Annotated in this window: 19 protein-coding genes and 1 pseudogene; 11 read left to right on the top strand and 9 right to left on the bottom strand. The window is 40.3% G+C overall.

From position 1 onward, the window contains the following. Positions 1-414, top strand: a 414-nt coding sequence (locus UYC_RS35475; RefSeq protein WP_016879504.1) for a response regulator, incomplete at its 5' end; no start/stop codon positions are given. A gap of 220 nt (positions 415-634) precedes the next feature. Here UYC_RS35475 and UYC_RS0110050 read toward each other — a convergent pair. Further along, positions 635-3,298, bottom strand: coding sequence for an EAL domain-containing protein (locus UYC_RS0110050; protein ID WP_016877068.1), 2,664 nt, complete (start codon positions 3,296-3,298; stop codon positions 635-637). Positions 3,299-3,976: 678 nt separating this feature from the next. On the opposite strand from UYC_RS0110050, the gene rd reads away from it, so the two are divergent. The 6 genes from rd (at position 3,977) to UYC_RS0110015 (ending at position 10,027) form a co-directional block, all read left to right on the top strand. Then, positions 3,977-4,138, top strand: a complete 162-nt coding sequence (gene rd, locus UYC_RS0110040) for a rubredoxin (RefSeq protein WP_016877070.1) — start codon at positions 3,977-3,979, stop codon at positions 4,136-4,138. 52 nt (positions 4,139-4,190) lie between these two features. Then, positions 4,191-5,492 (top strand): BaiN/RdsA family NAD(P)/FAD-dependent oxidoreductase, encoded by a 1,302-nt coding sequence (locus tag UYC_RS0110035; protein WP_200862368.1) that lies wholly within the window; start codon positions 4,191-4,193, stop codon positions 5,490-5,492. 587 nt (positions 5,493-6,079) lie between these two features. Then, entirely contained in the window at positions 6,080-6,469 is a 390-nt protein-coding gene (locus UYC_RS0110030; protein ID WP_016877072.1) for a hypothetical protein, read from the top strand. A 329-nt stretch (positions 6,470-6,798) separates the two neighbouring features. Next, the gene (locus tag UYC_RS0110025) at positions 6,799-7,995 is read left to right on the top strand and encodes a site-2 protease family protein (RefSeq protein ID WP_016877073.1); all 1,197 of its coding nucleotides are present in this window, start codon (positions 6,799-6,801) and stop codon (positions 7,993-7,995) included. Between the two features lie 581 nt (positions 7,996-8,576). Then, a complete protein-coding gene (locus UYC_RS0110020) occupies positions 8,577-9,488 on the top strand; it encodes an AAA family ATPase (protein WP_016877074.1) in 912 nt (303 codons plus the stop codon). A 95-nt stretch (positions 9,489-9,583) separates the two neighbouring features. Then, positions 9,584-10,027 (top strand): pepsin/retropepsin-like aspartic protease family protein, encoded by a 444-nt coding sequence (locus UYC_RS0110015; protein WP_016877075.1) that lies wholly within the window; start codon positions 9,584-9,586, stop codon positions 10,025-10,027. 25 nt (positions 10,028-10,052) lie between these two features. On the opposite strand, the gene UYC_RS0110010 is transcribed toward UYC_RS0110015, so the two are convergent. Next, a complete protein-coding gene (locus UYC_RS0110010) occupies positions 10,053-11,045 on the bottom strand; it encodes a metal ABC transporter solute-binding protein, Zn/Mn family (protein WP_016877076.1) in 993 nt (330 codons plus the stop codon). 66 nt (positions 11,046-11,111) lie between these two features. Here UYC_RS0110010 and UYC_RS0110005 point away from each other — a divergent pair, with 66 nt between their 5' ends. Together UYC_RS0110005 and UYC_RS0110000 are read left to right on the top strand one after the other, a co-directional pair. Next, positions 11,112-11,855, top strand: coding sequence for a metal ABC transporter ATP-binding protein (locus UYC_RS0110005; RefSeq protein ID WP_016877077.1), 744 nt, complete (start codon positions 11,112-11,114; stop codon positions 11,853-11,855). A gap of 227 nt (positions 11,856-12,082) precedes the next feature. Then, complete coding sequence (locus tag UYC_RS0110000) at positions 12,083-12,961, top strand: metal ABC transporter permease (protein WP_016877078.1); 879 nt, start codon at positions 12,083-12,085, stop codon at positions 12,959-12,961. A 138-nt stretch (positions 12,962-13,099) separates the two neighbouring features. Here UYC_RS0110000 and UYC_RS0109995 read toward each other — a convergent pair whose 3' ends face one another. Both UYC_RS0109995 and UYC_RS37720 read right to left on the bottom strand, forming a co-directional pair. After that, a complete protein-coding gene (locus UYC_RS0109995) occupies positions 13,100-14,182 on the bottom strand; it encodes a WD40 repeat domain-containing protein (RefSeq protein ID WP_016877079.1) in 1,083 nt (360 codons plus the stop codon). Further along, a pseudogene (locus UYC_RS37720) lies at positions 14,170-14,264 on the bottom strand (CobW C-terminal domain-containing protein); the annotation flags it as partial. The pseudogene UYC_RS37720 and the gene UYC_RS0109995, both read right to left, overlap by 13 nt. A 284-nt stretch (positions 14,265-14,548) precedes the next feature. Between UYC_RS37720 and UYC_RS0109990 the strand changes: the two are divergent. Further along, a complete protein-coding gene (locus UYC_RS0109990) occupies positions 14,549-16,876 on the top strand; it encodes an NACHT domain-containing protein (protein ID WP_016877080.1) in 2,328 nt (775 codons plus the stop codon). A 31-nt stretch (positions 16,877-16,907) separates the two neighbouring features. Here UYC_RS0109990 and UYC_RS0109985 read toward each other — a convergent pair whose 3' ends face one another. Continuing rightward, positions 16,908-18,254: an alkaline phosphatase gene (locus UYC_RS0109985; RefSeq protein WP_016877081.1), complete on the bottom strand. Its 1,347-nt coding sequence runs from the start codon at positions 18,252-18,254 to the stop codon at positions 16,908-16,910. Positions 18,255-18,411: 157 nt separating this feature from the next. Between UYC_RS0109985 and UYC_RS0109980 the strand changes: the two genes are divergently transcribed. Beyond that, positions 18,412-19,848: a carotenoid oxygenase family protein gene (locus tag UYC_RS0109980; RefSeq protein ID WP_016877082.1), complete on the top strand. Its 1,437-nt coding sequence runs from the start codon at positions 18,412-18,414 to the stop codon at positions 19,846-19,848. Here the strand turns inward: UYC_RS0109980 and UYC_RS39885 are convergent. The 4 genes from UYC_RS39885 to UYC_RS0109965 form a co-directional block, all read right to left on the bottom strand. After that, a complete protein-coding gene (locus tag UYC_RS39885; protein WP_268744014.1) occupies positions 19,845-19,970 on the bottom strand; it encodes a hypothetical protein in 126 nt (41 codons plus the stop codon). The two genes, UYC_RS0109980 and UYC_RS39885, sit on opposite strands and share 4 nt — an antisense overlap. A 236-nt stretch (positions 19,971-20,206) precedes the next feature. Beyond that, entirely contained in the window at positions 20,207-20,608 is a 402-nt protein-coding gene (locus tag UYC_RS0109975) for a ribosomal maturation YjgA family protein (protein ID WP_016877083.1), read from the bottom strand. Positions 20,609-20,861: 253 nt separating this feature from the next. Beyond that, positions 20,862-22,619, bottom strand: coding sequence for an arginine--tRNA ligase (gene argS, locus UYC_RS0109970; protein ID WP_016877084.1), 1,758 nt, complete (start codon positions 22,617-22,619; stop codon positions 20,862-20,864). 316 nt (positions 22,620-22,935) lie between these two features. Next, on the bottom strand, positions 22,936-23,505 hold the full coding sequence (locus UYC_RS0109965; protein WP_026087633.1) for a Uma2 family endonuclease: 570 nt from the start codon (positions 23,503-23,505) through the stop codon (positions 22,936-22,938). Positions 23,506-23,523: the final 18 nt, after the last annotated feature.

The following is a 23,523-nucleotide window of genomic DNA, read 5'->3' as shown; positions in this document are numbered from 1 at the left end:
GCTTATCCAACTCTGGATAGGTTACGAATCATGGTCGTAGATGATAACATAGACCATTGTGATGTAACTTCCTGTTGTCTGGAAATGTTTGGCTTTGAAGTGGTAGCGCGAACCTCAGCACAAGAAGCCCTTGACATGATTACAGAGTTTGAACCACATCTTCTAGTTATCGATATTGCGATGCCAAATGTTGACGGCTATACGCTAATTCGTACTATTAGAAGCTTACCCCCACCAATTTGTTCGATTCCAGCTATTGCCCTAACAGGGCTGAGAAATACATTAAGAGAACGTGAACTAGCTATTAGAAGTGGATTTCAGACATATTTAGTGAAGCCCATACAACCAAAAGATTTAGTAGTCGAAGTACTAAAGCTTGTTGGGCAACCACTAGTTTTAGCTAGAACTAATTAGATGGAAGTAGATATTGACTAAAGTCGCAAAGAAAATTAATAAAACAATGTTTCTTAAGAACACACGGCACCGATGATCAACACTGAGGAGAACATTTACTCATGGAACTTGGTAGCACCTGGCGTCGGCTTTGCCGACTTGGTGAGTGCGTAATACTTCCAGCAGATTGCAAGTGAATGAAGTACAAATTTTAAGAACAAAGCTATATACCAATATGCTTTCAACCCTGTTCGCTGCTGCATTTGTGTGAATTTGCTATTGTATTTTCAAGGATTTCTGTTGCTTTTTGGGCAGAAAGCGGTTTATAAAACAGAAAGCCCTGTACATCCTCACAGTTAATAGACTTCAAAAACTCTAATTCTTCCTCCTTTTCTACCCCTTCAGCAGTAAGTCTCAATCCCAAGTTTCGCCCCAAAGTCACTATAGCTTTGACAATGTGAGCAACTTTCACATCAGTTGTCAATTCACGAATGAAAGAGCGATCAATTTTGAGATTGTGTAATGGCAACAACTGTAAGCGTGAAAGAGAAGAATAACCAGTACCAAAATCATCGATAGAAAGATGAACGCCCATTTGCTCCAATTCTTGCAATACTTTTTTGGTAAAATTTAAGTCTTCAATCGCTACCGTTTCCGTAATTTCTAATTCTAAAAAACGCGGCTCTAACTCTGTCTGTTCTAAAATCTGGGCTACAGTCTGCACTAATTTGGGTTCGCGAAACTGCTTGAGAGAGAGATTAACCGCTACTGTCAAAGGAGGCAATCCTGCATTTTGCCAAGCTTTATTCTGCATACACGCTGTTCGCAACACCCATTCTCCGATGGGGACAATTAATCCACTCTCTTCGGCAAGAGGAATGAAAATATTGGGAGCTACCAATCCCATCTCTGGATGCTGCCAGCGCAGTAGCGCTTCCATGCCAGTAATCTTACCTGTATGAATATTAATTTGAGGTTGGTAATAAACTACAAATTCTTCTCTTTCTAAGGCATGGCGCAAGCTTTTCTCTATAGTTAGCACCTCAGGAGCTTTGCTACTGATAGAAGTGGTGTAAAACTGATAGTTATTCCTTCCCTTGTCCTTAGCATGATACAAAGCCACATCTGCGTGCTGGATTAGAGTTTCCGCATCGGGGCTATGCTCGTTCAGTAAAGCAATCCCCAGACTAGCACTAATGTAAAGTTCGTTTCCTTCAATCAGAAAAGCTTTTTCTAAAGCTTGTAAAATTCTCTTGGCAACTTGAGTTACCTCTTCAACGCTAGTGATTTGGGGTAGCAAGATAATAAATTCGTCGCCTCCCCAACGAGCAACCGTGTCTCCTGCTCTGAGGGAATCGTTCAATCTTTGAGCAACACTTTGCAATAATAAATCTCCAAGGGTGTGTCCGAGAGAATCGTTAATGGTTTTAAATCGATCTAGATCGAGGAACATCACGGCTAAACTTTCTTTTCTCCTGGTTACATTGGGCAGAGTTTTAGAAAGTTGTTCGTTAAATAGCAGGCGATTGGGCAATCCAGTCAGCAGATCGTGAAGAGCTTGGTAGCGAATCATTTCTTCTACCTGTTGCCTTTGGCGAGCGGCGCTGATATTAGCAGCCAGTGTCAACAGAGTAGATTCTTCATGCTTTGACCAATAACGCTCTTGAGAACAGTCTACCAAGCCCAGACATCCCCAGAACTTTTCCTCTAACCGCAGAGGTACTAATAGCAGAGATTGAATACCATCGCGCATAAGAAGTTTTTGTTCAGCCACACTTAATTCGCGGGTCAACCCACCAATAAACTCTCCTTTAGAGAAAGCAGCATACCAATGACTAAGCCCAGAATTATTATATGGTTGATTTTGCCAGTTACGACGACAAGACTCTACTCTTTCGCATATCCATTCAAATCGCAAGTTTATTGCCATTTCTCCCGTAACTGGATGGGGATTGTTCTCAAATAAATAGACACGATCCGCCTGAGCAGCTTCGCCCAATACTGCCAAAGCTTTTTCGATTGCTATTTCATAGTTCATTTCTACTAATAAATAATTGGCAGCTTCTGCAACTGCTTGTAGCAAGCGATCGCGCTGATGCAGTTCAGCTTCGGCTTGTTTTTGCTCTGTAATTTCCCGAATCACAAAAGTTCTAATTAAATCGCTCTCAGGAAGATAATGGACAGATTGTTCAAAAACGGCTTTATCAACTTCCACTTCCCGAATAAAAGAATTCTCTTTTTGGTTTTTAACTGTAGTGACTAGCTCTGCTATAAAAGGATGATGCTTGCCGGATTTTTTCAAATCGGGAAATTTGAAAGTTGCAGCTGGATTGAGATAAGTAATTGTTCCCTCTAAATCCATCTCGATAATGGGATTGGGGATCAGTTCGGGAAATGAAGCTAAACGAGCTAAAGCAACTTCACTAGCTCTTTCAAGGCTATCGTCTTTGACTATAAGCGTCTCAAAGGGATTGATAGAATTGCCTGATTCTGAAAGTAAGTCAGATAAGTGTTCAACTACGTAAGACTCAGAAAAATTCTGATCACAGAGATTGGAGAGAGCATAGTATTTAGCCTTAACCTGATTATTGCCAAACTCAATTAAATCTCCATGCTGAAGATCGTGAGAGAAGCATTTTGTACCATTTATGAATAAGCCATTTGTGCTCTGCTTACCCTTAAAGCTACCATCAACAATCCGAAAAGCATATTGATCTGTTTCTGGAAGAGTTACCCGCAGTAAAATTGCGTGCTGCCTTGACACTGATCGTGAACGTATAACAATTGCGTTTCTGGAGTCACGCCCAAGAGAATAGGTAGCCTCTTTCAAAGGGATAGTTCGCTGCCCTTGCAAGTCTTGTACCACTAACAAGTGCCATATTTTTTCCTGCTCATTTTCTGGCATGGCTGTTCTTCACACTCTCATGTCTGTGGGTTTTAGTTTAAAAAATCTTGCTTGGGCTAGTTTCAGGGTTTGAGCCGCAATTTCCTGAATAAAAACCTCAGCCAGCTTGCTTATCATGTGTGAAAGGATAGCCGGATTATTTCCCCAACAATTCATTGTCTGGGAAAAAATACCCAGTTGCCAAGCTAGTTGCTTGCGCGAGAGTTTCAGCCTTTTTCTCAACTCACTAATGAGATTAGGAAACCTTGCCCTTTGTGTCACTGTTCTCTACTCTTTTGTCTCTTAAAAGCTGACGTTAAATTTCATTCTCTATTAATAGAAAGAATAAATTTAAATACCTTCTATATCACAGGGTATAATTGCGTAATTTTTACAGAATATTGGAGAAGCCAGAAAGAAAGCAAAGTCAATAGCAGTATATTAGAATTATTTATCTAAAACTTTGAATTTCTGCATCATACTTTTTAAATTTTTAAATTGTTCAGTTTTTTAGAATATCGGTTACTTAATCAATAAAGAATTCAGAAGCCAGAATAACTGTATCCTACATACAGAATGCGGTTAAAGAAGTATCTAGAATATTCTAACTCCTTGTAAAAAAGTAATATAAGTAACATTTTTTGTGTAAGGTAATTAATATGGATATAGAGCAAAGCATTGGTTGGGGCAGGTTCAAAGATGCAAAAGTATGTATGCAGTGTCTGCGGATACGAATACGATCCAGAAGTCGGCGATCCAGATAGCGGTATAGAACCAGGGACGGCTTTTGAAGATATACCAGAAGATTGGATATGTCCAGTTTGTGGAGCAGAAAAAAATCAATTTGAATCAGAAGAATAATAAGTATTACGCTGACAATTTCACTCAACAGGTTTTTAGGAATTTTTTAACTGTGGAACCACTACGGATAGTAGTCATAGGTGGTGGTGCAGCTGGTTTTTTTGGCGCGATCGCTGCTGCCAAAAGTAATCCTCGCGCTCGTGTGATTTTACTCGAAGCTAGCAATCAACCACTGGCTAAAGTTCGCATTTCTGGTGGGGGGCGCTGCAACGTCACTCATGCTTGCTTCGATCCAAAGGTGTTAATCCAAAATTACCCCAGAGGTGGAAAAGCTTTACTAGGGGCGTTTACGCGTTTTCAACCTCAAGATACAGTCGCTTGGTTTGCTAAGAATGGCGTACAGTTAAAAACCGAAGCTGATGGCAGGATGTTCCCGATTACAGATTCCTCGGAAACAATTGTCAATTGTCTGATGGATGCCACAAAAGCCGCGAAAGTAGAACTGCGTACAGGCGCGGTGGTGGTAGGGGTAAGAAGAGGAGGGGGAAAGGGGGTGATAGGGAGAGAGGGGGAATTTCTCCCACTCTCTAATTTCGAGGTGATCCTGAAGTCGGGAGAACAATTGCCATGCGATCGCCTGCTGTTAGCTACGGGCAGCAATCCTTTAGGTTATAAAATCGCCCAACAACTGGGACACACCATTGAAAAACCCGTTCCCTCTTTATTTACCTTCAATATTCGTGATGAAAAGTTAAGGGAGTTAGCTGGCGTAAGTGTTAACTATGCCAAGTTACGCTTAATAGTACCAGAACACTCTCCATTAGAACAAACAGGGCCATTATTGATTACCCATTGGGGTTTGAGCGGCCCGGCTGTACTCAAGCTTTCTGCTTGGGGCGCGAGAGCATTGCACTCAAGTAACTACCAAGCTACTTTACTCATTAATTGGCTACCCCAGCTGCAACAAGAACAAGTACGCCAGCAATTATTAGCAGTCAAGAATGATTCACCCAAGCGCCTCATAGTATCCCATCGTGGTGTTGACTTACCCCACCGCCTCTGGCAATACATAATTTCTCGCGTCGGTATTATCACTGAAAACCGCTGGGCAGAATTATCTAATAAAAACTTAAATCAATTAGTTCAAGAAATTTCTCAAGGAAAATATTTGATTAGTGGTAAAGGAGTATTCAAAGAAGAATTTGTCACTTGTGGCGGTATTAATCTTAAGCAAGTCAATTTTAAGACTATGGAAAGCAAGTTAGTACCAGGTCTTTATTTTGCTGGAGAAATTTTGGATATAGATGGTATCACTGGTGGCTTTAATTTCCAAAGCGCTTGGACAACTGCTTATTTAGCAGGGTTGGCAATGGCACATCCAGAAAGTACAAAGTCGCTAAAAGCTGATTCCTAATGGTCAAGAGACTATCAGGTATTGAATATTAGTCACTAAATACACAGATACCCGGCTTTTTAGATAAGTCGGTATTTTGTACTAACTATAACTGCTATGTTTATTTTAATATTGTAAATATTTTTAATTTATTTAAACTTCTTTTGTATCAATAATGATGAAGTTAAGAAAATTTTTACAGTTAGTTAAGAAAATGGTATATTTTCGTGCTGCATGAGGATATTTGAAAAGTTAAAATATTATTAGCATACTTATAGAAGAATTCAGAAGCCAGAAGCCAGGAGCCAGAATAAAAAATTTATTCTGAATTCTTATTCAATGAATGTTAGTAACGAATATTTGATGAAGCAAATTTAAAAATTTTACATCAAATTCCTGTATCAAATTATAAGCTGATAAAATCAACAAACTACTTTGCTTGCAAAACTTTAATATCTATAAATATTAAGATAGTTTCGCTAAATTCAAAAATATCAACACTGTATTTAGTTCAAAAAATTTAAATATTTTTCAATTTTAACTATTACTAAATCGATTATAAATAGGAGTTGCAATTGAGGCTGATATTCATAATATTTGGACTTTTCTTGATTTCTTTTGCCAAGGTTAGTACCTTTACTTGCAGCCGAACTGAGCCAAACCAAGGATATTGTAAACTTGTGCGTTCTGGCTTTCTGTGGTCTGAAGAAAAAGAAATGCCCGTCAATAAATTAAAAGGAGCTAAATTTCTAAATAAAAAAGATAACGAATCTCCTAAAATTGTTATCTATACTATTAATGGTGAAGTTCCATTTTCGTCCTTTGCAAACTATGGCGACGAAGCACAACAGCGAGAAATTGCATCTCGGATCAGCAGTTTTGTGAAAAACCCCCAACAGTCATATTTACAAGTTGAGCAAAAAGACAAATGGTGGATTGTAGTTGGATGTGTCAGCCTTGCTGTTGGTTTCTTCCCTCTACTTAAGGCTAAATCTTAGCTTTGGTTATACTCAAAACCAAATATTACAGGACACTACTTTGATCGCATCTATCATTGTACCGAAAATGCAGCAGAATTTCAGCAAACACCGCTGGCTCTGCTGTCTTGATTTTTGAGTTCCAATCGCAGGCTTTAATTGTCTATTCTAGAAATAAGAGAATCTCAACCAGCTAATTTTGATTTTTCTAATCCCGCTGGCTAAGGCTGGGTTTTGCGCCTTCGTATTTCAGCGCTATCAGTACAGCAAGTAAAACTTTTTATGGCTCAAAAATTACACATTGTTAAATTTTTCTCGCTTGTTGGAAAATCTAGTTTTGGGAAATAAGAATGCAAACAAATTGGAGAATAGGGTCTTTTTTTGGAATTCCTTTATTTTTAGACCCCTTATGGTTTGTGATTTTAGGGTTGGCAATCCTTAATTTTGCAGTAGCTTATCAGGAATTAGGTACTGTCTTAGCTTGGAGTTCTGGGGTAATAATGGCTTTATTACTCTTTGCTTCGGTATTGTTACACGAGTTGGGGCACAGCTTGGTAGCGCGATCGCAAGGCATTAAAGTTAACTCCATTACCCTGTTTCTATTTGGCGGGATTGCTGCGATTGAAGAAGAATCCAAAACTCCAGGTAAAGCATTTCAAGTTGCGATCGCCGGGCCAGTAGTTAGCATTGTACTATTTTTACTGCTTCGTCTCGTAGCCGATGCCTTACCTAATGCCAATCCTCTCCACGTTATGGTAGGAGATTTGGCACGAATTAACTTAGTTTTGGCATTATTTAACCTAATTCCTGGTTTGCCCCTTGATGGCGGACAAGTGTTAAAAGCAGCACTATGGCAAGCTACAGGCGATCGCTTTCAAGCAGTACATTTGGCAGCTAAAGCCGGACAAATTTTGGGTTATGGTGCGATCGCTTTGGGTTTGGCAGTAGACTACTTTACCGGAGAGCTAGTAACTGGTTTGTGGATTGCTTTATTAGGTTGGTTTGGTATCCGCAATGCCACTAGTTACGATCGCGTCACAATGTTGCAAGAAACCTTGCTCAAGCTTAAGGCAACTGAGGCAATGACTCGTGACTTTCGCATAGTCGATGCCAACCAGACTTTGCGTGCCTTCGCTGATTTGTATCTACTCGAAACCGCCCCAGCCCAAGTTTATTTTGCCGAGTCGGATGGGCGTTACCGAGGTATGGTTTCTATTGACGACTTGCGTCTAGTAGAAAGAAGTGAGTGGGAAACTAAGACTGTAGAAAGCATTGTGCATCCCCTTACAGAAATACCTACTGTAGAGGAATCTACTAATATCGCTGAGGTAATTAATAAGCTCGAAAATGAAAATTTACCCCGCGTTACCGTACTTTCGCCTGCGGGTGCTGTTGCGGGTGTCATCGATCGCGGCGACATTGTCAGGGCAGTAGCACAAACATTGGGTTTGCGGATGACAGATGCTGATATTAAGCGAATTAAAGAAGAAGGAAGTTATCCGCCAGGGTTACAGTTGCAAGTGATAGCGAAGTCAACCACAAATTAATTAACAACTTGCACCATTCTTAATTAGCGCCTAAGCACCCCAAGCCAGCCAAGAAATAAATTTCTTGGCTGATAGCTTAAGTCCACTCAAGTGGACTGTAATCAACTAATAGAAGTAAAGTCTAGTCTTCTTTAAAGGACTTCGGCTATGAGGTTTGAGAATTCATTCTGAGGCGGTATTTGCTACTGGTGCAAGTTATCAAAATTAACTCACTTAGTAGCGTGTGATAAACCTTTTTTTGGGTAGACACGCTACTAGATATCTTAGTTTTACAAGATTGTCAGTAGCAGCATTTAAACGCATCAGTTAGTCCAAACCGGGTGTTTGTAAAATTATTCATTGGAAATACCAACAAGAATTGCCTCTACAAGACAACTGAGATTATCTTGGATAAAGTAAATGATGTAATACCAATTCTCTATGAACTTGCACTTAGTGAGTATCAAATTCTTCCTTTGCGTTCTTTGTGTCCTTTGTAGTTCTTTTTTAATATTAAGTGCATCTTTATGGGGAATTGGTATAACTCACTTACTAAGTACATATTGCTCACTTTATTCAATAGATTGTAGAGGATACAGAGTATGCCTTTTTGGGATGATGAGATTGAGGATGAGTTGCAAAGAATGAAAGCAGAGCTAAAGCGCTCTGGTAGTAATAATTTTCCTGGTAAGTCTGATTTGAATTGTGAAGATTTGGAGGCAGTTTTAAACAAGCTAAATAATTTGGTAGGAATGCAAAATGTCAAAGATGAGATAAATACTCTCATTAATTTCCTCAAAATCCAGAAGCTTCGTCAAGAAACAGGACTGGCTACTACTTCTTTGACACTCCATTCTGTGTTTTGTGGCCCTCCTGGAACTGGAAAGACAACTGTAGCTCGTCTTATGGGAGAGATATACAAAAACTTAGGCATACTTTCTAAAGGTCATGTTGTTGAAACTGATAGATCGGGATTAGTTGCAGGGTATGTTGGACAAACTGCCCTTAAAGTAGACGAACTAGTTGAGTCAGCGTTAGACGGTGTATTGTTTATTGATGAAGCTTATGCACTCAAGCCAGAAGGATCTAAAAATGATTTCGGACAAGAAGCTATAGACACTTTACTGAAAAGAATAGAAGATTATAGAGACAGACTGGTAGTCATTGTTGCTGGCTACAATGAGGAAATGTCAAGATTTATGGATGCCAATCCTGGTCTAAAGTCTAGATTTAATAAGTATTTCTATTTTGATGATTATCAACCTCAAGAATTACTGACTATTTTTGAAAAAATTTGTGAGCAGGAAAATTTCAAACTCACTGGTAAATCAAAGAAAGTATTAATAAATAAATTTACTAATTTATATCAAAGTAGAGATAAGAATTTTGGTAATGGCAGGCTTGCTAGAAATATATTCGATAAAACAAGGGAAAAACAGGCAAATAGACTAGTCAAAATTTCTGGAATAAATAAAGAAATGATGATGACTATAATACCTGATGACATTCCTTAGGCAATATATCAGGTATGAACGTTGTCATAATTCAGTACAGAGAATACATTTAACATAAAACTAATTTCTATAATCTTATTTTGAGGTTAGGAATTATGGCAACTATAACTGATAAAAGAATGGGCAAAGTCACAACCACAATGACTGTTACTAATCGAATTGACCAAATTCTTGCAGAAAGAGGATTTATTCCTACTCATCAAATTCGTTCAATCACCTTAGAAAATGTCCTAGTTGATACTGGTGCTACTCGACTTTGCCTGCCTGAAAATATCATTATGGATTTAGGTCTGGTTTTTCAAGAACAAGTAGATGTAAAAATTGCTGTGGGAGTGCAAAAAGTTCGCGTATTTAGGGAGATTAGCCTTACTGTTGAAGGTAGAGAAGGAACGTTTAACTGTATTGAGTTACCAGCAGGTTCAGATCCTCTATTAGGATTAATCCCTTTAGAGGATTTAGGCTTAGAACCTGATGTGCACAATCAGCGATTGAGGCTTTTACCTATACAAGGAAAAGATACCTTCTTAACTGTGTTGTAACCACAAAAGCAAGCTATTAATTTCCTCACTTTCCTTGAAAAGCCGTAAATTGTCCGCCCAGCCCTTCCACAATTGTTTTAGTATTAGCAATTAACATTTTTGGATAAGTATCACCGTCTGAACCGGGTTCTCCTAAACTATCAGAATAAAGTTCGCGATCAGAAATTTTGACGTTTGCTTCTTTTGCAACTGTCTCCAGCAATTTGGGATTAACAGTAACTTCAGCAAAAATAGTTGGAACTTGAGAATTTTTAACTGAATCAACTAATTTTTTAACTCGTGCCGCTGTCGGTTTTTCTTCTGTACTCACACCTTGAAGCGCTCCTTCCACTGGAATGTTATAAGCTGAGGTGTAATATCCAAAAGCATCATGAGTTGTCACCAGTTTTCGAGATGACTGAGGGATGGTGGCAATCTGAGACTTTATCCAACTATGAATCTGAAGTAGTTCTGTACTCAGAGCTTTGGCATTTTTGGCATATAACTCAGTATTGGCAGGTACTAACTTTGCCAAGTGTGTCTCAACTACTTCTACCATCCGAGCGCCATTTTCAGCGTTTTGCCAAACGTGGGGATCGTCTTCTGTTTGCCCATCTTCTTCAAACTGTTGCGGGTTGGGAACAGCTTCTTCTGCAACCGCCACTTTGGGAGCAGGGTTAGATGTTGCCTTAATGAGCTTGATTAATTCTGGCTCAAAGTTATGCCCAGAGTAAAAAATTAGGTTAGCGTCTTCTATTGCCTTACGGTCTTCGGGAACTGGTTGATAGGTGTGACCGTCTACTCCAGGTTTAAGCAAACAACGCAGATCAACTGTATTCGCCGCTATTTGTCTTGTGATATCACACAGGATTGTGGTAGTAGCAACTACCTTCAAAAGCTTACCATTAGCAGCAGGACTGGCGGTAGAGTTAAGAGAACTAGTTTCACTAGTAGGAGGTGATTGAGCGCAGGCACTAAGTAAACCGAAAGTTATAACTAAGGTTATGGCTCGCCAGATTCGATGAGAAGTGGTGTACATATTTCTTATCGGCTGCAAACATCATCTTTCAGAATATAATGATTATCGTTCTTATTTACATAGTTCATGTTACAGGTTCAAGAATTAGCTGTCGATTACCGGGGAGTGCTAGGACTAGATCGGGTGAGTTTTCGTGTCGAACCCGGACAGCTAGTCGGGATTATTGGGCCAAATGGCGCAGGTAAAAGCACGCTACTGAAAGCAATGCTTGGTTTAATTCCTAGCATTAGTGGCACTGTGCAATATTGCACCTGTCCTTTGCATCGGCAACTAGAAAAAGTAGCCTATGTACCGCAGCGATCGCTAATTGATTGGGACTTTCCAATCACTGTCTGGAATGTAGTGATGATGGCACGAACTCGTTCCTTGGGTTGGTTTCGCAGCCCAAACCGTGCCGCCGAAGAAATTGTCAAAGCGGCTCTAGAAAGGGTAGAAATGTTGCACCTGCGTCATCGTCGGATTGGAGAACTATCTGGAGGACAGCAGCAACGAGTATTCCTGGCGCGATCGCTGGCTCAACAAGCAGAATTATTCTTGTTCGACGAGCCGTTTACAGGTATTGATAAAAAAACTGAGACAATTATTTTGGAAATTTTCGCCGAGTTGCGATCGCAAGGCAAAATTCTGTTGGTTAGTACTCACGAATGGGGACAATCGTTAACACAGTTAGACCGATTGTTGCTACTCAATCAACGCGTAATTTGTGATGGCTTGCCACAGCAAGTAATGACACAAGAGAATTTACAACGAGCTTACGGTACAGCTTTACAAAATCAATTTCAGGATTTAGGAACAACGTTTTTTTGTTAATTCACTTGAGTGCAATTTTTGTAGGGTGGGCACTGCCGCATTTTCCTCAAACTCTTATTGTTACGTTGTGCTCGTGCCCACCTTACGGTTGAGTGCAATTTTTGTAGGGTGGGCACTGCTGCAGTTTCCTCAAACTCTTATTGTTACGTTGTGATCGTGCCCACTTTACGGTTTAGGAACAACCTTTTTTTGTTAATCTGGGTTCTGGATTCAGAATTCTTTTTTATATGCTGGATTTGCTATTACAACCCCTGAGCTACGAGTTTATGCGGAACGCACTCGCGATCGGCATCCTAATTGGTATTCTCTGTCCGGTGGTGGGGAGTTATTTGATAGTCCAGCGCATGGCTCTTCTGGGTGATGTGATTGCTCACTGCGTATTACCCGGACTTTCCATATCCTTCTTTTTAGGAATAGATATTTTAATTGGAGCCTTTTGTTCTGGTATTTTGGGTTCGTTCTTAATTGCCTGGATTCGTTCCCAATCTCATATCAAAGCAGATGCTGCTATGGCGCTGACTTTTTCGAGCTTTTTTGCTTTAGGAGTAACGCTGATTACAGTACTCAAAAACAAGCTTGACCTAGATAGCTTCTTATTTGGAGATATTCTGGGAGTGACGATGAATGACATTTATCGAACGTTGATTATTACCGCCGTAATTCTAGTTGCAGTCAAGCTTTTTTATAAAGAATTGCTATTCTATACTTTTGATAAAACTGGCGCTAGGGCGATGGGCTTGCCGATTCAGACCATTCATTTTGGCTTTATGGCAGCAGTTACATTAACAATTATTGCCAGTATGCAAGCAGTCGGAGTCATTTTGGTAATTGCACTGCTAGTGGGGCCTGCCCTTACATCCTATCTCCTGGTCAAGGAATTACATCACATGATGGGATTGGGGGCAGTCATTGGAATGCTTGCAAGTATTATAGGCGTGTACATCAGTTACTACCGTAATATCCCATCTGGCCCTGCTATTGTCCTAGTATCATCCGTACTATTTTTGCTGGTACTGCTTTTTAGTCCTTCTGGTGGCATTTTAACTCGACCTGAATTGGTAAATCATTCAGTTAGGTTATTATCCAAATTCAAACGGGGGAAGTAGAAGATAGAAGGCAGAAGGCAGAAGAGAAAAGTTCAGTTGTTCAGATCCCCGACTTTTTTAAAAAGTCGGGGATCTATAACCTCTCATAATTTAATGCTCCATTCTTTATGCGCGGCTGCATAAATCCTGATAGTGCGATCAACGGCGTCCAAATCCTTGAGCGCGCGAACCTTTTGCCCAAATTAGCAGTTCGCCACTTTGTCCCCCAGCAGCTAGTTGATGTCCTTGAGGATGCCAGGATAGGCAAGAAAAACCATCCACGCCTTCATTGAGAACTTGGGCTAGTTTTTTAGCACGCTGCCATAGACAAACCAAGCCATCTTCCCCAGCAGAGGCTAGTAAGAGACTGTGAGGTTGAAATTGCAGAGATTGCACCACACTTTCATGTTTTGGCAAAACTCGCCCTTCCCATCCAATCGATTCATCCTCATGCTTTTGCCAAACTATAACACCTTCCATACTGGCAGCAGCTAACATAGGAGTGCCGATTTTACTTGGTACTTGCGACCATGCCAATTTGCGAATTTTCCCAGGAAAGCCACGCATTACCCAAGGTTCTGGGTTCTCCCACTCTAAAACGGTGATTGTCCTATCCATATTACCGGAAGCGATGTATTTCCCATCACCTGACCAGGCGATCGCCACACTTGCCGAACCAATGATGAGTAGATAGGGAGTGTCGTTCCAATCTTGGCTATTCCAAATTTTAACTTCCTGATAGCCTCCTACTGTTAACCGCTGACCATCAGGATGCCAGGTTATATCTAGCACTGAGGAGTTGTCAAAATTGAGGTTCGTGGCAATATCACCAATATCTGCATCCCACACTTGTACATTGCGCCCCAAGCTAAAGGCTAGTTGATTTTGAGTGGGACTCCACGCCATGCGATCAACCCAAGCAGGGGCATTGTTCAAAGCAGTAACTAGTTCGGGCTTTTCCTCAACTAAACCCCAGATTTTTACTTGCCCATCCTGTCCCCCAGCAGCAAGAAATTGCCCATCTTTTGAAAAAGACAGGCAATCAATAGAAAGTCCACAGCTACTTTGTAGAAACCTGAGTTCTTGTGTTTCCACAGCCAATAAAGCTACCTCGCCAGCAGCAGAACTGACAGCTAAGGTCGTACCATCAGGCGACCAAGTCATGGCTGTTATATAATCTAAAAGCGACCCCCGCCAAGAGTATTGAAAGTCGCCTTGGTTGTTGTTTTTTAAACTAAACACGCCCGAAATCCTCTTTGAGTTTAGCTTCGTCTAGATTGCGACCAATAAAGACGAGTTCATTTTTACGGGTTTCATTAGGTTTTTATCGTTAATGATAACTATTATCATAGTATGATAATTATTTTTGCAGAAATTAAGGGAACAGAGAATATTTCCGCACAATTAGCAAACGATCCAAATTTGTAGATGTTGAGTTCATCTAAGCTTTTGTATATTTCTTATAAAAGACTAAGTGATATTGCGTACTTAAAATTCTTTAAGCTTGTTTATAGCTTGATTTTAACTTTGTTTTGACTTGATTTTAAATTTATGTTTAGTATAATTTATTATATGGCTTATTAAGTGTAAAGTATTGTTCTCAAAACTATGGCAAAGCGATCGCTCAAAGCGTCAGCTGAAGGTATAAGAAGGGCTAAACAGGCTTTTAAGCGTAAAAAGCTAACGCAAAAAAGTCTGGCTGGAGAAGTAGGTTTAGATACTCGTCAACCGATTTGGAAGTTTTTTACAGGTCAACCTGTGGATCGTCAAGTTTTTCATGAAATTTGTCGAGTTTTAGGAATAAATTCCCAAGAAATAGTCGAAAATTCAACTATTGAAAATGAATTAATATCTGTTGAAAATACACCAGAAAATTCTGCCTATATTGATTCTTTGGTGCAAAAAGCAAGGTCTGCTCATCAAGAAAAAATTCAAGCTCAATGTGGTTCTTTACATCTTTTGGATATTTCTCGACCCATAGGTTTAGATGATTTATATGTAGAAGTCAATATTTTTGAGGAAATTACCAATCAAAGATGGTTAGAAATTAGCGAGTTACAAAGTTTACATCCTAATGAATTTAACAGTTTTCGCTACAATCAGATACATCAACAGCGGATTAATGGTTTAGAAGCAGTTTCAAAATATCCTAAGCTGTTGTTACTGGGAAAACCTGGTTCTGGAAAAACTACTTTTTTGCAATCAATAGCACTTCGCTGTGCACGGAGAGATTTTCAGTGCGATTCTCTACCAATTTTTATCAATTTAAAGAATTTTGCTGAAGATACTAGTAATAATAATCAAATTAGTTTATTTAATTATATTAATCAAGAACTTAGTGATTGTGGAGTTTCTAAATCAGAGCTTGCTGCGATACTTTTGCACGGTAAAGCGTTAGTTTTGCTAGATGGCTTAGATGAATTTACAAATACGGATAGTGATAAAGTTTTTCGGGAAATTCGTAGCTTTAGTGAAAAATATTACAAAAATAGAATTATTATAACTTGTCGTTTAGCTGCTTATCAGTATAAATTTAAAGGATTTACTGAAGTTGAAATTGCTGATTTTACCCTATTACAAATTAGAGTATTTATTGATAAGTGGTTTGTGGCTGTAGTTAAGAATTCTCTGCCAGATGCAAGAGCTAAAGCTGATAATTTTATGCAAAAATTGGAATTGCCAGAAAATCGGCAAATTCTAGAGTTAGCAACTATACCAATTTTATTGAATTTAACCTGTTTGGTATTTCAATTTTTAGGAGACTTTCCTACCTTACGTTCAGAACTTTATAAACAAGCTTTGGAGTTACTTTTAGTACGTTGGGATGAGGCAAGAGGTGTTAAACGAGATGAAGTTTATCGGAATTTATCGTTATTACATAAAATTAAATTACTCTCTTATTTAGCAGCAACTACTTTTACTCAAGGAGACTACTTTTTTTCAGACAATAAAATTCAACAATTGATTGCTGATTATCTTGGTCAGTTTCCTCATACACCTGTAGATATAGAAGCTTTACAACTTGATAGCGGGGCTGTTTTGAAAGCGATTGAAGCACAACATGGTCTATTAATAGAACAGGCACGAGGTATTTATTCTTTTTCTCATTTGATGTTTCAAGAGTATTTGACAGCTAGAGAAATTATTGCCAATGCTAATTCGCAGACGCTACTAAAATTTGTGACTCAAATGGGGGAGAAGCGCTGGCGGGAAGTTTTTTTGCTAACAGCAGGTATGATGCAACCAGCTGATGAATTGTTATTGTTAATGAAGCAGCAAATTAATACCTTAGCTAATTCAGTTCCAAAATTATATGAATTTCTAATTTGGTTAGAGCACAAATCTTCTAGTGTGAGCGCATCCTATAAACCTGCTAGTATACGTGCTTTTTACTTTACCCTCAATCTTCCCATCGATCATCCTCTTGCCAACAACCAAACTCTGGCTGTATCTTTGGATCGTCGCCTCACTGGGAAATTAGCTGTTGATTTAGCTTTAGACTTGGCTTTAGTTCATGCTCTTGGTGTTAGTTTAAAGATGAGCGACAATATTTTCTGCCAGCGTTTATCTGCGATCGCGCTTGCTCTTGATTTGCAGGATTTATTACAAGACTATCCATCTTTAAAGAAATCGTTGCAACAGCTACAGAGTGAACTTCCATCTCCCTATACAGATAAAATCGCTCTTAAGGAGTGGTGGCAAGCAAATGGACAGAATTGGACTCTTGAGTTGCAAAATCTAATAGTTAGCGATCGCCAAATTTGTCAGGATTGGCAGTTTAACGAAAAGGAGTGGCAATTACTACAGCAGTATTGGGATGCGAATAAGTTACTACTAGATTGCCTCAATCATGCTAGTGATGTCACCAATTCCACTATTAAATCACTAGAGAGAACTTTATTTTTAGTTGAGAGTATTGTTTTAGCAAAGTATTAGATTTTTTGTGAAATAGTATAACTGATTGGAATTATGATTTTGGTAATTCCTTTCCGAACAGAGTTTGGTACATCAGCTGATAAATAGCAGTATTATCCACGGTATTTGATAGTAAATCTGCATTTAAACCATGGGTTTTAGCAATAATAGAACCAGTAAAATCACCGAAACCCGTCCAGGCGATCGCAAAAGGAAAGCGCTTTCCTTGATTGTCTGGTGCAGAAACAAACGGTAAAGTAGCAGTGCCATCTTTACCATCCCAGGGTGCGCCATTCGCTCCTTTTGCAGGCAAAGGCTTATCTAAAGGAAAATCTTTTTCTGTAACTCCCACCACTTCTAATCCACCAGCATCGCTATCTGCTGCTGTTACCAATAAAGTATTGGGATTTTTCTCAATAAACTTCATTGCCACACCCACAGCATCATCGGCGCGTTTAACTGCTTCTATGCAACCAACTGCATTATTAAAGTTGCAGAAGTTATCACTACCTTCTTCTTCCAAAACGATAAAGAAACCATTGGGATTAGATGACAAAATTTTTAAAGTTGCTTGTAACATCTCGGCTGCTGTCGGCGCAGTCGGCACGTATAGCGGCAGATTCTGCTTTTTTAACTCTTCTTCTGGTGCATCATTATAAGTATCGTCAGCAGCAAAAATTCCTAAAACTTTTTTGGTCTTTGCTGGTAACTTTAATAATTCATCGCGAGTATAAACAACAGAGTAACCTTTCTTTTTAGCCAGTTCTATCAAATTGAGTCCATCTTCTCGTCGAGTTTGTGTAGCTGTGGCGTGTTTGCCAACGGTTCCTTTAGGAAGATACCATACTTCACCACCTCCCAAGATCACATCTACCCCAGACTCAACAATTTGTTTAGTGATTTCTGCAAATTGAAGCCGACTTGCTGTTTTGGCAGAAAATGCCCCTGTTCCCGGTTCGGGGATAATACCAGAGTTAATGATAGCCGTTCCTTTCTTGGCAGCGACAGCTTCTTCCATAATTGTTTGAGGTTTACCAGAAGCAGCTACCACAGCTTTACCCTTCTCATCTAAACCGTAGGAATCAGCGTTTACTTTCACTCCCTTGGCGTGAGTTACTGCACCCGCGTTAGAAGTGGCAGTAAGTTGATTTTTCATGTGTCCCAAATAAACAGCAAGATTAGACATCCGATCCCAATTCAGCCTACCATCCGGGCCAAGGTAAAGCATCCGCGCCGCACCCCAGTGGGATGCACTCGTACCATCTGGGTGAATAAATATCACATTCCCTTGGCGAAATTTGGCATCGCCTTGTACTTGTATTTGTGATGTGCAAGCTAGTAAAGCTGTTAAGGCAAAAATTACTAAAGCGACGAATTTTTTATTAATCTTCTGTAGCATGGCTGATGATTGTAGAGTTACAAAAATATAACAATATTAGATTAGGTACTGGGTATCGGGTACTGAGGATTGGGAATCGGGCATTGCTCCTGGTGCTCCTGGTGCTTCTTTCCTAGTCCCTAGTCCCCAATCCCTAATACATTCACAAGAATTTTCTATGATGATAGTTAACGAAAGATTAAGAAAAACCAATTGGGCAGGAGCGATCGCTAAACCAGCCGAAGAATTTCCTCTTAGTCCCCTGTCAGTTCTATCTGGTAAAATACCCGCAGGTTTACGGGGTAAACTTTACCGCAATGGCCCGGCACGGTTAGAGCGGGGTGGTATGCGTGTGGGACACTGGTTTGATGGAGATGGAGCGGTACTTGCCGTGAATTTTACTGATGCAGGAGCAACGGCAGTGTATCGTTACGTACAAACGGCGGAGTATCAAGCAGAAACAAAGGCAGATAGGTTCCTTTATGGCGTTTATGGGATGCATCCACCGGGGGCGATTTGGAAGCGCTGGAACCTGCAAGTAAAAAATGCAGCCAATACATCCGTGTTAGCTTTACCCGATAAACTGTTAGCTTTGTGGGAAGCTAGCGAACCTTCTGCGCTGGATTTGCAAAATCTTGAGACTAGGGGATTGGATGATTTAGGTGGGTTGAATGAGAAATTACCCTACTCTGCTCATTACAAACGCGATCCCCATACTGGTGAAATTTTTAACTTTGGCATCAGCATTGGCAGTGAAGTGCAGTTGAATCTTTATAAAAGCGATCGCACTGGCAAAATCGTACAGAAATCGGCTTATAAGCTAGATCGATACTCTGTAATCCATGATTTTGTTTTGACTGAACGGCATTTGGTGTTTTTCATGCCACCAATGCGTTTAAAAATGCTGCCAGCTTTACTCGGTTTAATTACTTTCAGTGAGGCTCTAGCTTGGCAACCCCAGTTAGGAACTCAAATCCTAGTTTTCGATCGCGAAACCTTATCCCTAGTGAGTCGCGGCGAAACCGATCCTTGGTTTCAGTGGCATTTTGGCAATGCTTGTGTGGATAACGACGGCTTGGTGACGCTGGATCTAGTCCGATATTCAGACTTCGATCAAACTAATGAGTATCTTCGAGAAATCGCAACTGGAGAGACTCACACAGTCGCCAAAGGGACGCTGTGGCGAGTGCGTCTCAATCCAGAAACTGCCAAGGTAACCGCAATGGAGGAAGTTTGCAACCGTAAGTGTGAGTTTCCAGTTGTTGAGCAGTCGCAAGTGGGACAACCTTGGCGTTATACTTATTTATCCGTACTTAAACCAGATGCGGATATAGCGACAGAATTGTTGGGAGCGATCGCTCGTTACGACTACGAAACCGAAACCCTTACCGAAGCAGACTTGGGTGAAAATCGCTATCCTTCAGAACCCATCCACGCCCCAGATGCTGAAAACTCCGAACAAGGTTGGATTTTAACAGTTGTATATGATGGTAATTCTCATCGTAGTGAAGTTTGGGTATTTGACGCGGATAGATTAGACGAAGAACCCGTTTGCAAATTGGAATTACCTAGTGTGATTCCCCACAGTTTTCACGGTACTTGGAAATCAGCTTAGTTAGTTGTTAGTTGGGGCGAAATTATTCTTTCAAGAAATAAGGCAGGAGGCAGAGGAGCCAATGCGTTGCGCGGGTTAAGAGCGTTGTAGCACAGGGAATGCGATCGCCAATTGCTATTCATGGTTCCTTCTTAGTATTCCCATGAGCATCATTTCTATTTTCGCTTTTGCCACTCTTGAGACTTACGCACGAGTTATGGAATTAAACCGCAGACGACGCAGAGAACACGGAATCAAGAGGATTTTAGAGGGATTTTGCGTAAGTCCTAACTCTTGGGATGTACGGAGTCTTTCAAATATCAAATAGGATTCTTATATACAATTAAACGGAAATAAAGCATTTTTATATAGGACTAAATTATTTTAGTTTTGCCCCTCGAACTATCAGTCGCAACCACAGCCATCCTAACCCACTGCCAATAAAATAATAGGGGAAATCTGCCCAAGTGAAGGCAGTACCGATTAACATTTTTCCCCACCAAAATGAACGTACCCAATTTAAAAATGGTGGATGCCACAATTGCATAAACTCTAACAAGCAAGTAATTACCAATGCCCATAAAGGGATTTGCCAAACTGAAGAGCGATTGGGAATAAATAGAAAGGCGAACAAGCACCAAAATATCTGATAAAAAATTCCTCCTACCTCTTGGTTCAACCACCAAGTAGAATTGCGATAGTGGCTGTATAAAAGTCCAATGGAGAGAATAATAGCTAAAGAAAGAATGGTTCGCCTGCGAATGTTGGTAAGTAGTGGCATTATTTAGGGTTTCTTTCCAATCAATTACTTCCCCTCATCAAAGGCTACGGTGTACACACAAGTCGGTAAAACCTGTATCAGTTTGGGATTGTAAATCCCAGGTGTATGTACGGTAGCATCAAAGGAGACCACTGATTTTAAACTTTTATACCACTAGCGTCTACAATTTTACGCAGGCACTGGTTGCAGCTTGTCTGGCGATGAAACTTGTGTCATCGGGACTGCCTTATTTTCAAGTGAGATATGGGGATACTTACATCCTCTCTAATACCTGAAGTCCCAGTAAAGATAACCCCAACTTCAAAGTTCTAGCTGTTAAATTACACAATACTAAACGTGATGTTCGCACAGGTTCCTCAGATTTGAGCACAGGACAATTCTCGTAGAACTTATTGAATTTATCGCTCAATTGGTACAAATACTCGCATAAACGATGAGGCATCAAATCCTGCTCTACATCAGCAATCACTTCATCTAGTTGTAACAAATGCTTTGCCAAGGTTAATTCTGTATCTTCCCTTAGCAGAATTTTGGCATCTGCTCCCAACTGCTCGTAGTCAATGTTACCTTCACGGCTAATTCCTTGCGTTCTCACGTAAGCATAGAGCATATAGGGTGCGGTGTTGCCTTTCAAAGAAAGCATCCTGTCATAACTGAAGACATAATCGCTAGTCCGATTTTGGCTGAGATCTGCATACTTAACCGCATCGATACCAACTACTTGAGCAACACGAGCTTTGAATTCTTCTGTTTCTTCGCGCCCTTCTGCTTCCAATCTAGTTTCTAAGTCTGTACGCGCACGAGCGATCGCTTCATCTAACAAATCCCGCAAGCGTACTGTATCTCCAGAACGTGTTTTAAACTTTTTGCCGTCTTCGCCCAATACCAAACCAAAGGGAACATGGATAAGTTCCACATCATCGCCGATCCAACCAGCGCGACGTGCTACCTGCAACACACCAGCAAAATGGTTCGATTGTCCAGCATCTGTAACATAAATTATTCTTTTGGCGTGGTCTTGTTCTATCCGGTAGCGTATCGCTGCCAAGTCTGTAGTAGCGTAGTTATAACCGCCATCAGATTTTTGCACAATCAGGGGTAACGGTTCACCTTCTTTATTAGTAAACCCTTCCAAGAAAACAACCTTAGCACCTTGGTCTTCTACAAGTAAGCCAGCCTTGTCTAAATCTTCTACAACTTGTGGCAGTAAAGGATTGTAGAAAGACTCGCCGCGTTCTACCAAATGAACATCCAGCAGATCGTAAATTACCTGAAATTCTCGCCGCGATTGTTCTACTAGTAATTTCCAAGCGTGGAGCGTATCTTCTGCACCTGCTTGCAACCGCACTACTTCTTGACGCGCCGCTTCTTGGAAAGCTGCGTCTGCATCAAACCGTACTTTTGCTTGACGATAAAAAGCTACTAAATCGCCAATATCTAAAGCATTTGCAGTGGTGAGAGCTTCTGGGTAAACTTCCCGTAGATAGGCAATTAACATACCAAACTGCGTACCCCAATCACCAACGTGATTTAGGCGCAGCACATCATGACCTTGAAATTCTAAAATTCGGGCGATACAATCACCAATAATCGTCGAACGCAAATGTCCGACGTGCATTTCTTTGGCGATATTGGGGCTAGAAAAATCTACAATCTCGCGCTTCGATGTTTTCGCTTTGGCAACTCCCAGTCTGGGATCGGCTTGGATAGCGTTTAATTGCGCTTCCAAGTATTCGGTTTGCAGTTTAAGATTAATAAAGCCGGGGCCAGCAACTTCCGGTGGTTTGCAGAGATCGGATATATCTAATTTATCGACGATTTGTTGGGCGATCGCTCGTGGTTGTTGTCCTAAACGTTTAGCTAAACTTAAAGCAACATTAGCTTGATAATCACCAAATTTAGGATTGCTTGCAGGAACCAATATCGGATCTACACCGATGTACTCAGTGCCAAAAGCTGCGACTAAAGCCTGCTGTAATTTATCTTTTAGTTGTTCTTTTGTAGAGTTCATATGTAAATGTTATCTGTTAGAGGGGCAGTATGGCCCCAATTGGGAGATATTATTAAAGCCTGATTATTCTAACCTTAAAAGATAGTCGTCCAAGCGAGGGTTGCCAAATATCCTCGGTTTTGGGGCTTAGTACAGCTTTTAAACGCTAACAGACTTACCCACAACCTCTCTAACTCTTATTTCTCCGTGCTCTCTGTGCCTGGAGTGGTTTGATTATTCCGTAACTTGTTTGTAAGTTCTAACTAATACCAATTTTCTTTGAAAGTCAGCTGAACTAGCCTGCCTCCGCAGGCTTCGTCTATATAGCCATACCCTTCTAGGGTGTCGGAATATTGTTACTGCTAACCATAGCATCTACCGATACAGCTAAACCTGGAAACGCTAATGGGTAAATAATCCCGACTGCTAGTGTAAATTTTGATGCGTACTCTCCTTCTTCCGGATCTCGAAATACTACGATCTGTCTTTTCTTAAGATTAGCCACCCAATATTCAGGAATGTTAACTTCAGCGTAGATTTTACTTTTTATTTCCAAATCAATTTCTAAACCAGAATCGGAGTATTCTATGAGCCAAAAAATATTTTCAGGATAAGGGTGGTGCTCTAGGTATTCGCGCCCCAACCGTTGGACAATAGCAATATCAGGTTGGGCTTCAGAATTGTTAGGAAGTGTAATTGGCTTACTTGCACGAACCATCGCCCGATTGCCTAGCAATCTCATTAAATATTCAGTTGCTTCACTACTGAAATAGGCGTGGACTTCTCGTTCCGGCGACATTTCTACAATTTCTCCCTTCAGTAGTTCTACACGCCGATTGTTTAAAATACCCGCCGCAATCATACGGTGATACTCGTCTATTGTCCACTTCACTGGAGTGAGGCTCATAGCGATCGCTTTTTCGAT

Source organism: Chlorogloeopsis fritschii PCC 6912 (genome assembly GCF_000317285.1).
Lineage (GTDB): Bacteria > Cyanobacteriota > Cyanobacteriia > Cyanobacteriales > Nostocaceae > Chlorogloeopsis > Chlorogloeopsis fritschii.
This window is presented reverse-complemented; position numbering and strand designations above follow the sequence as displayed.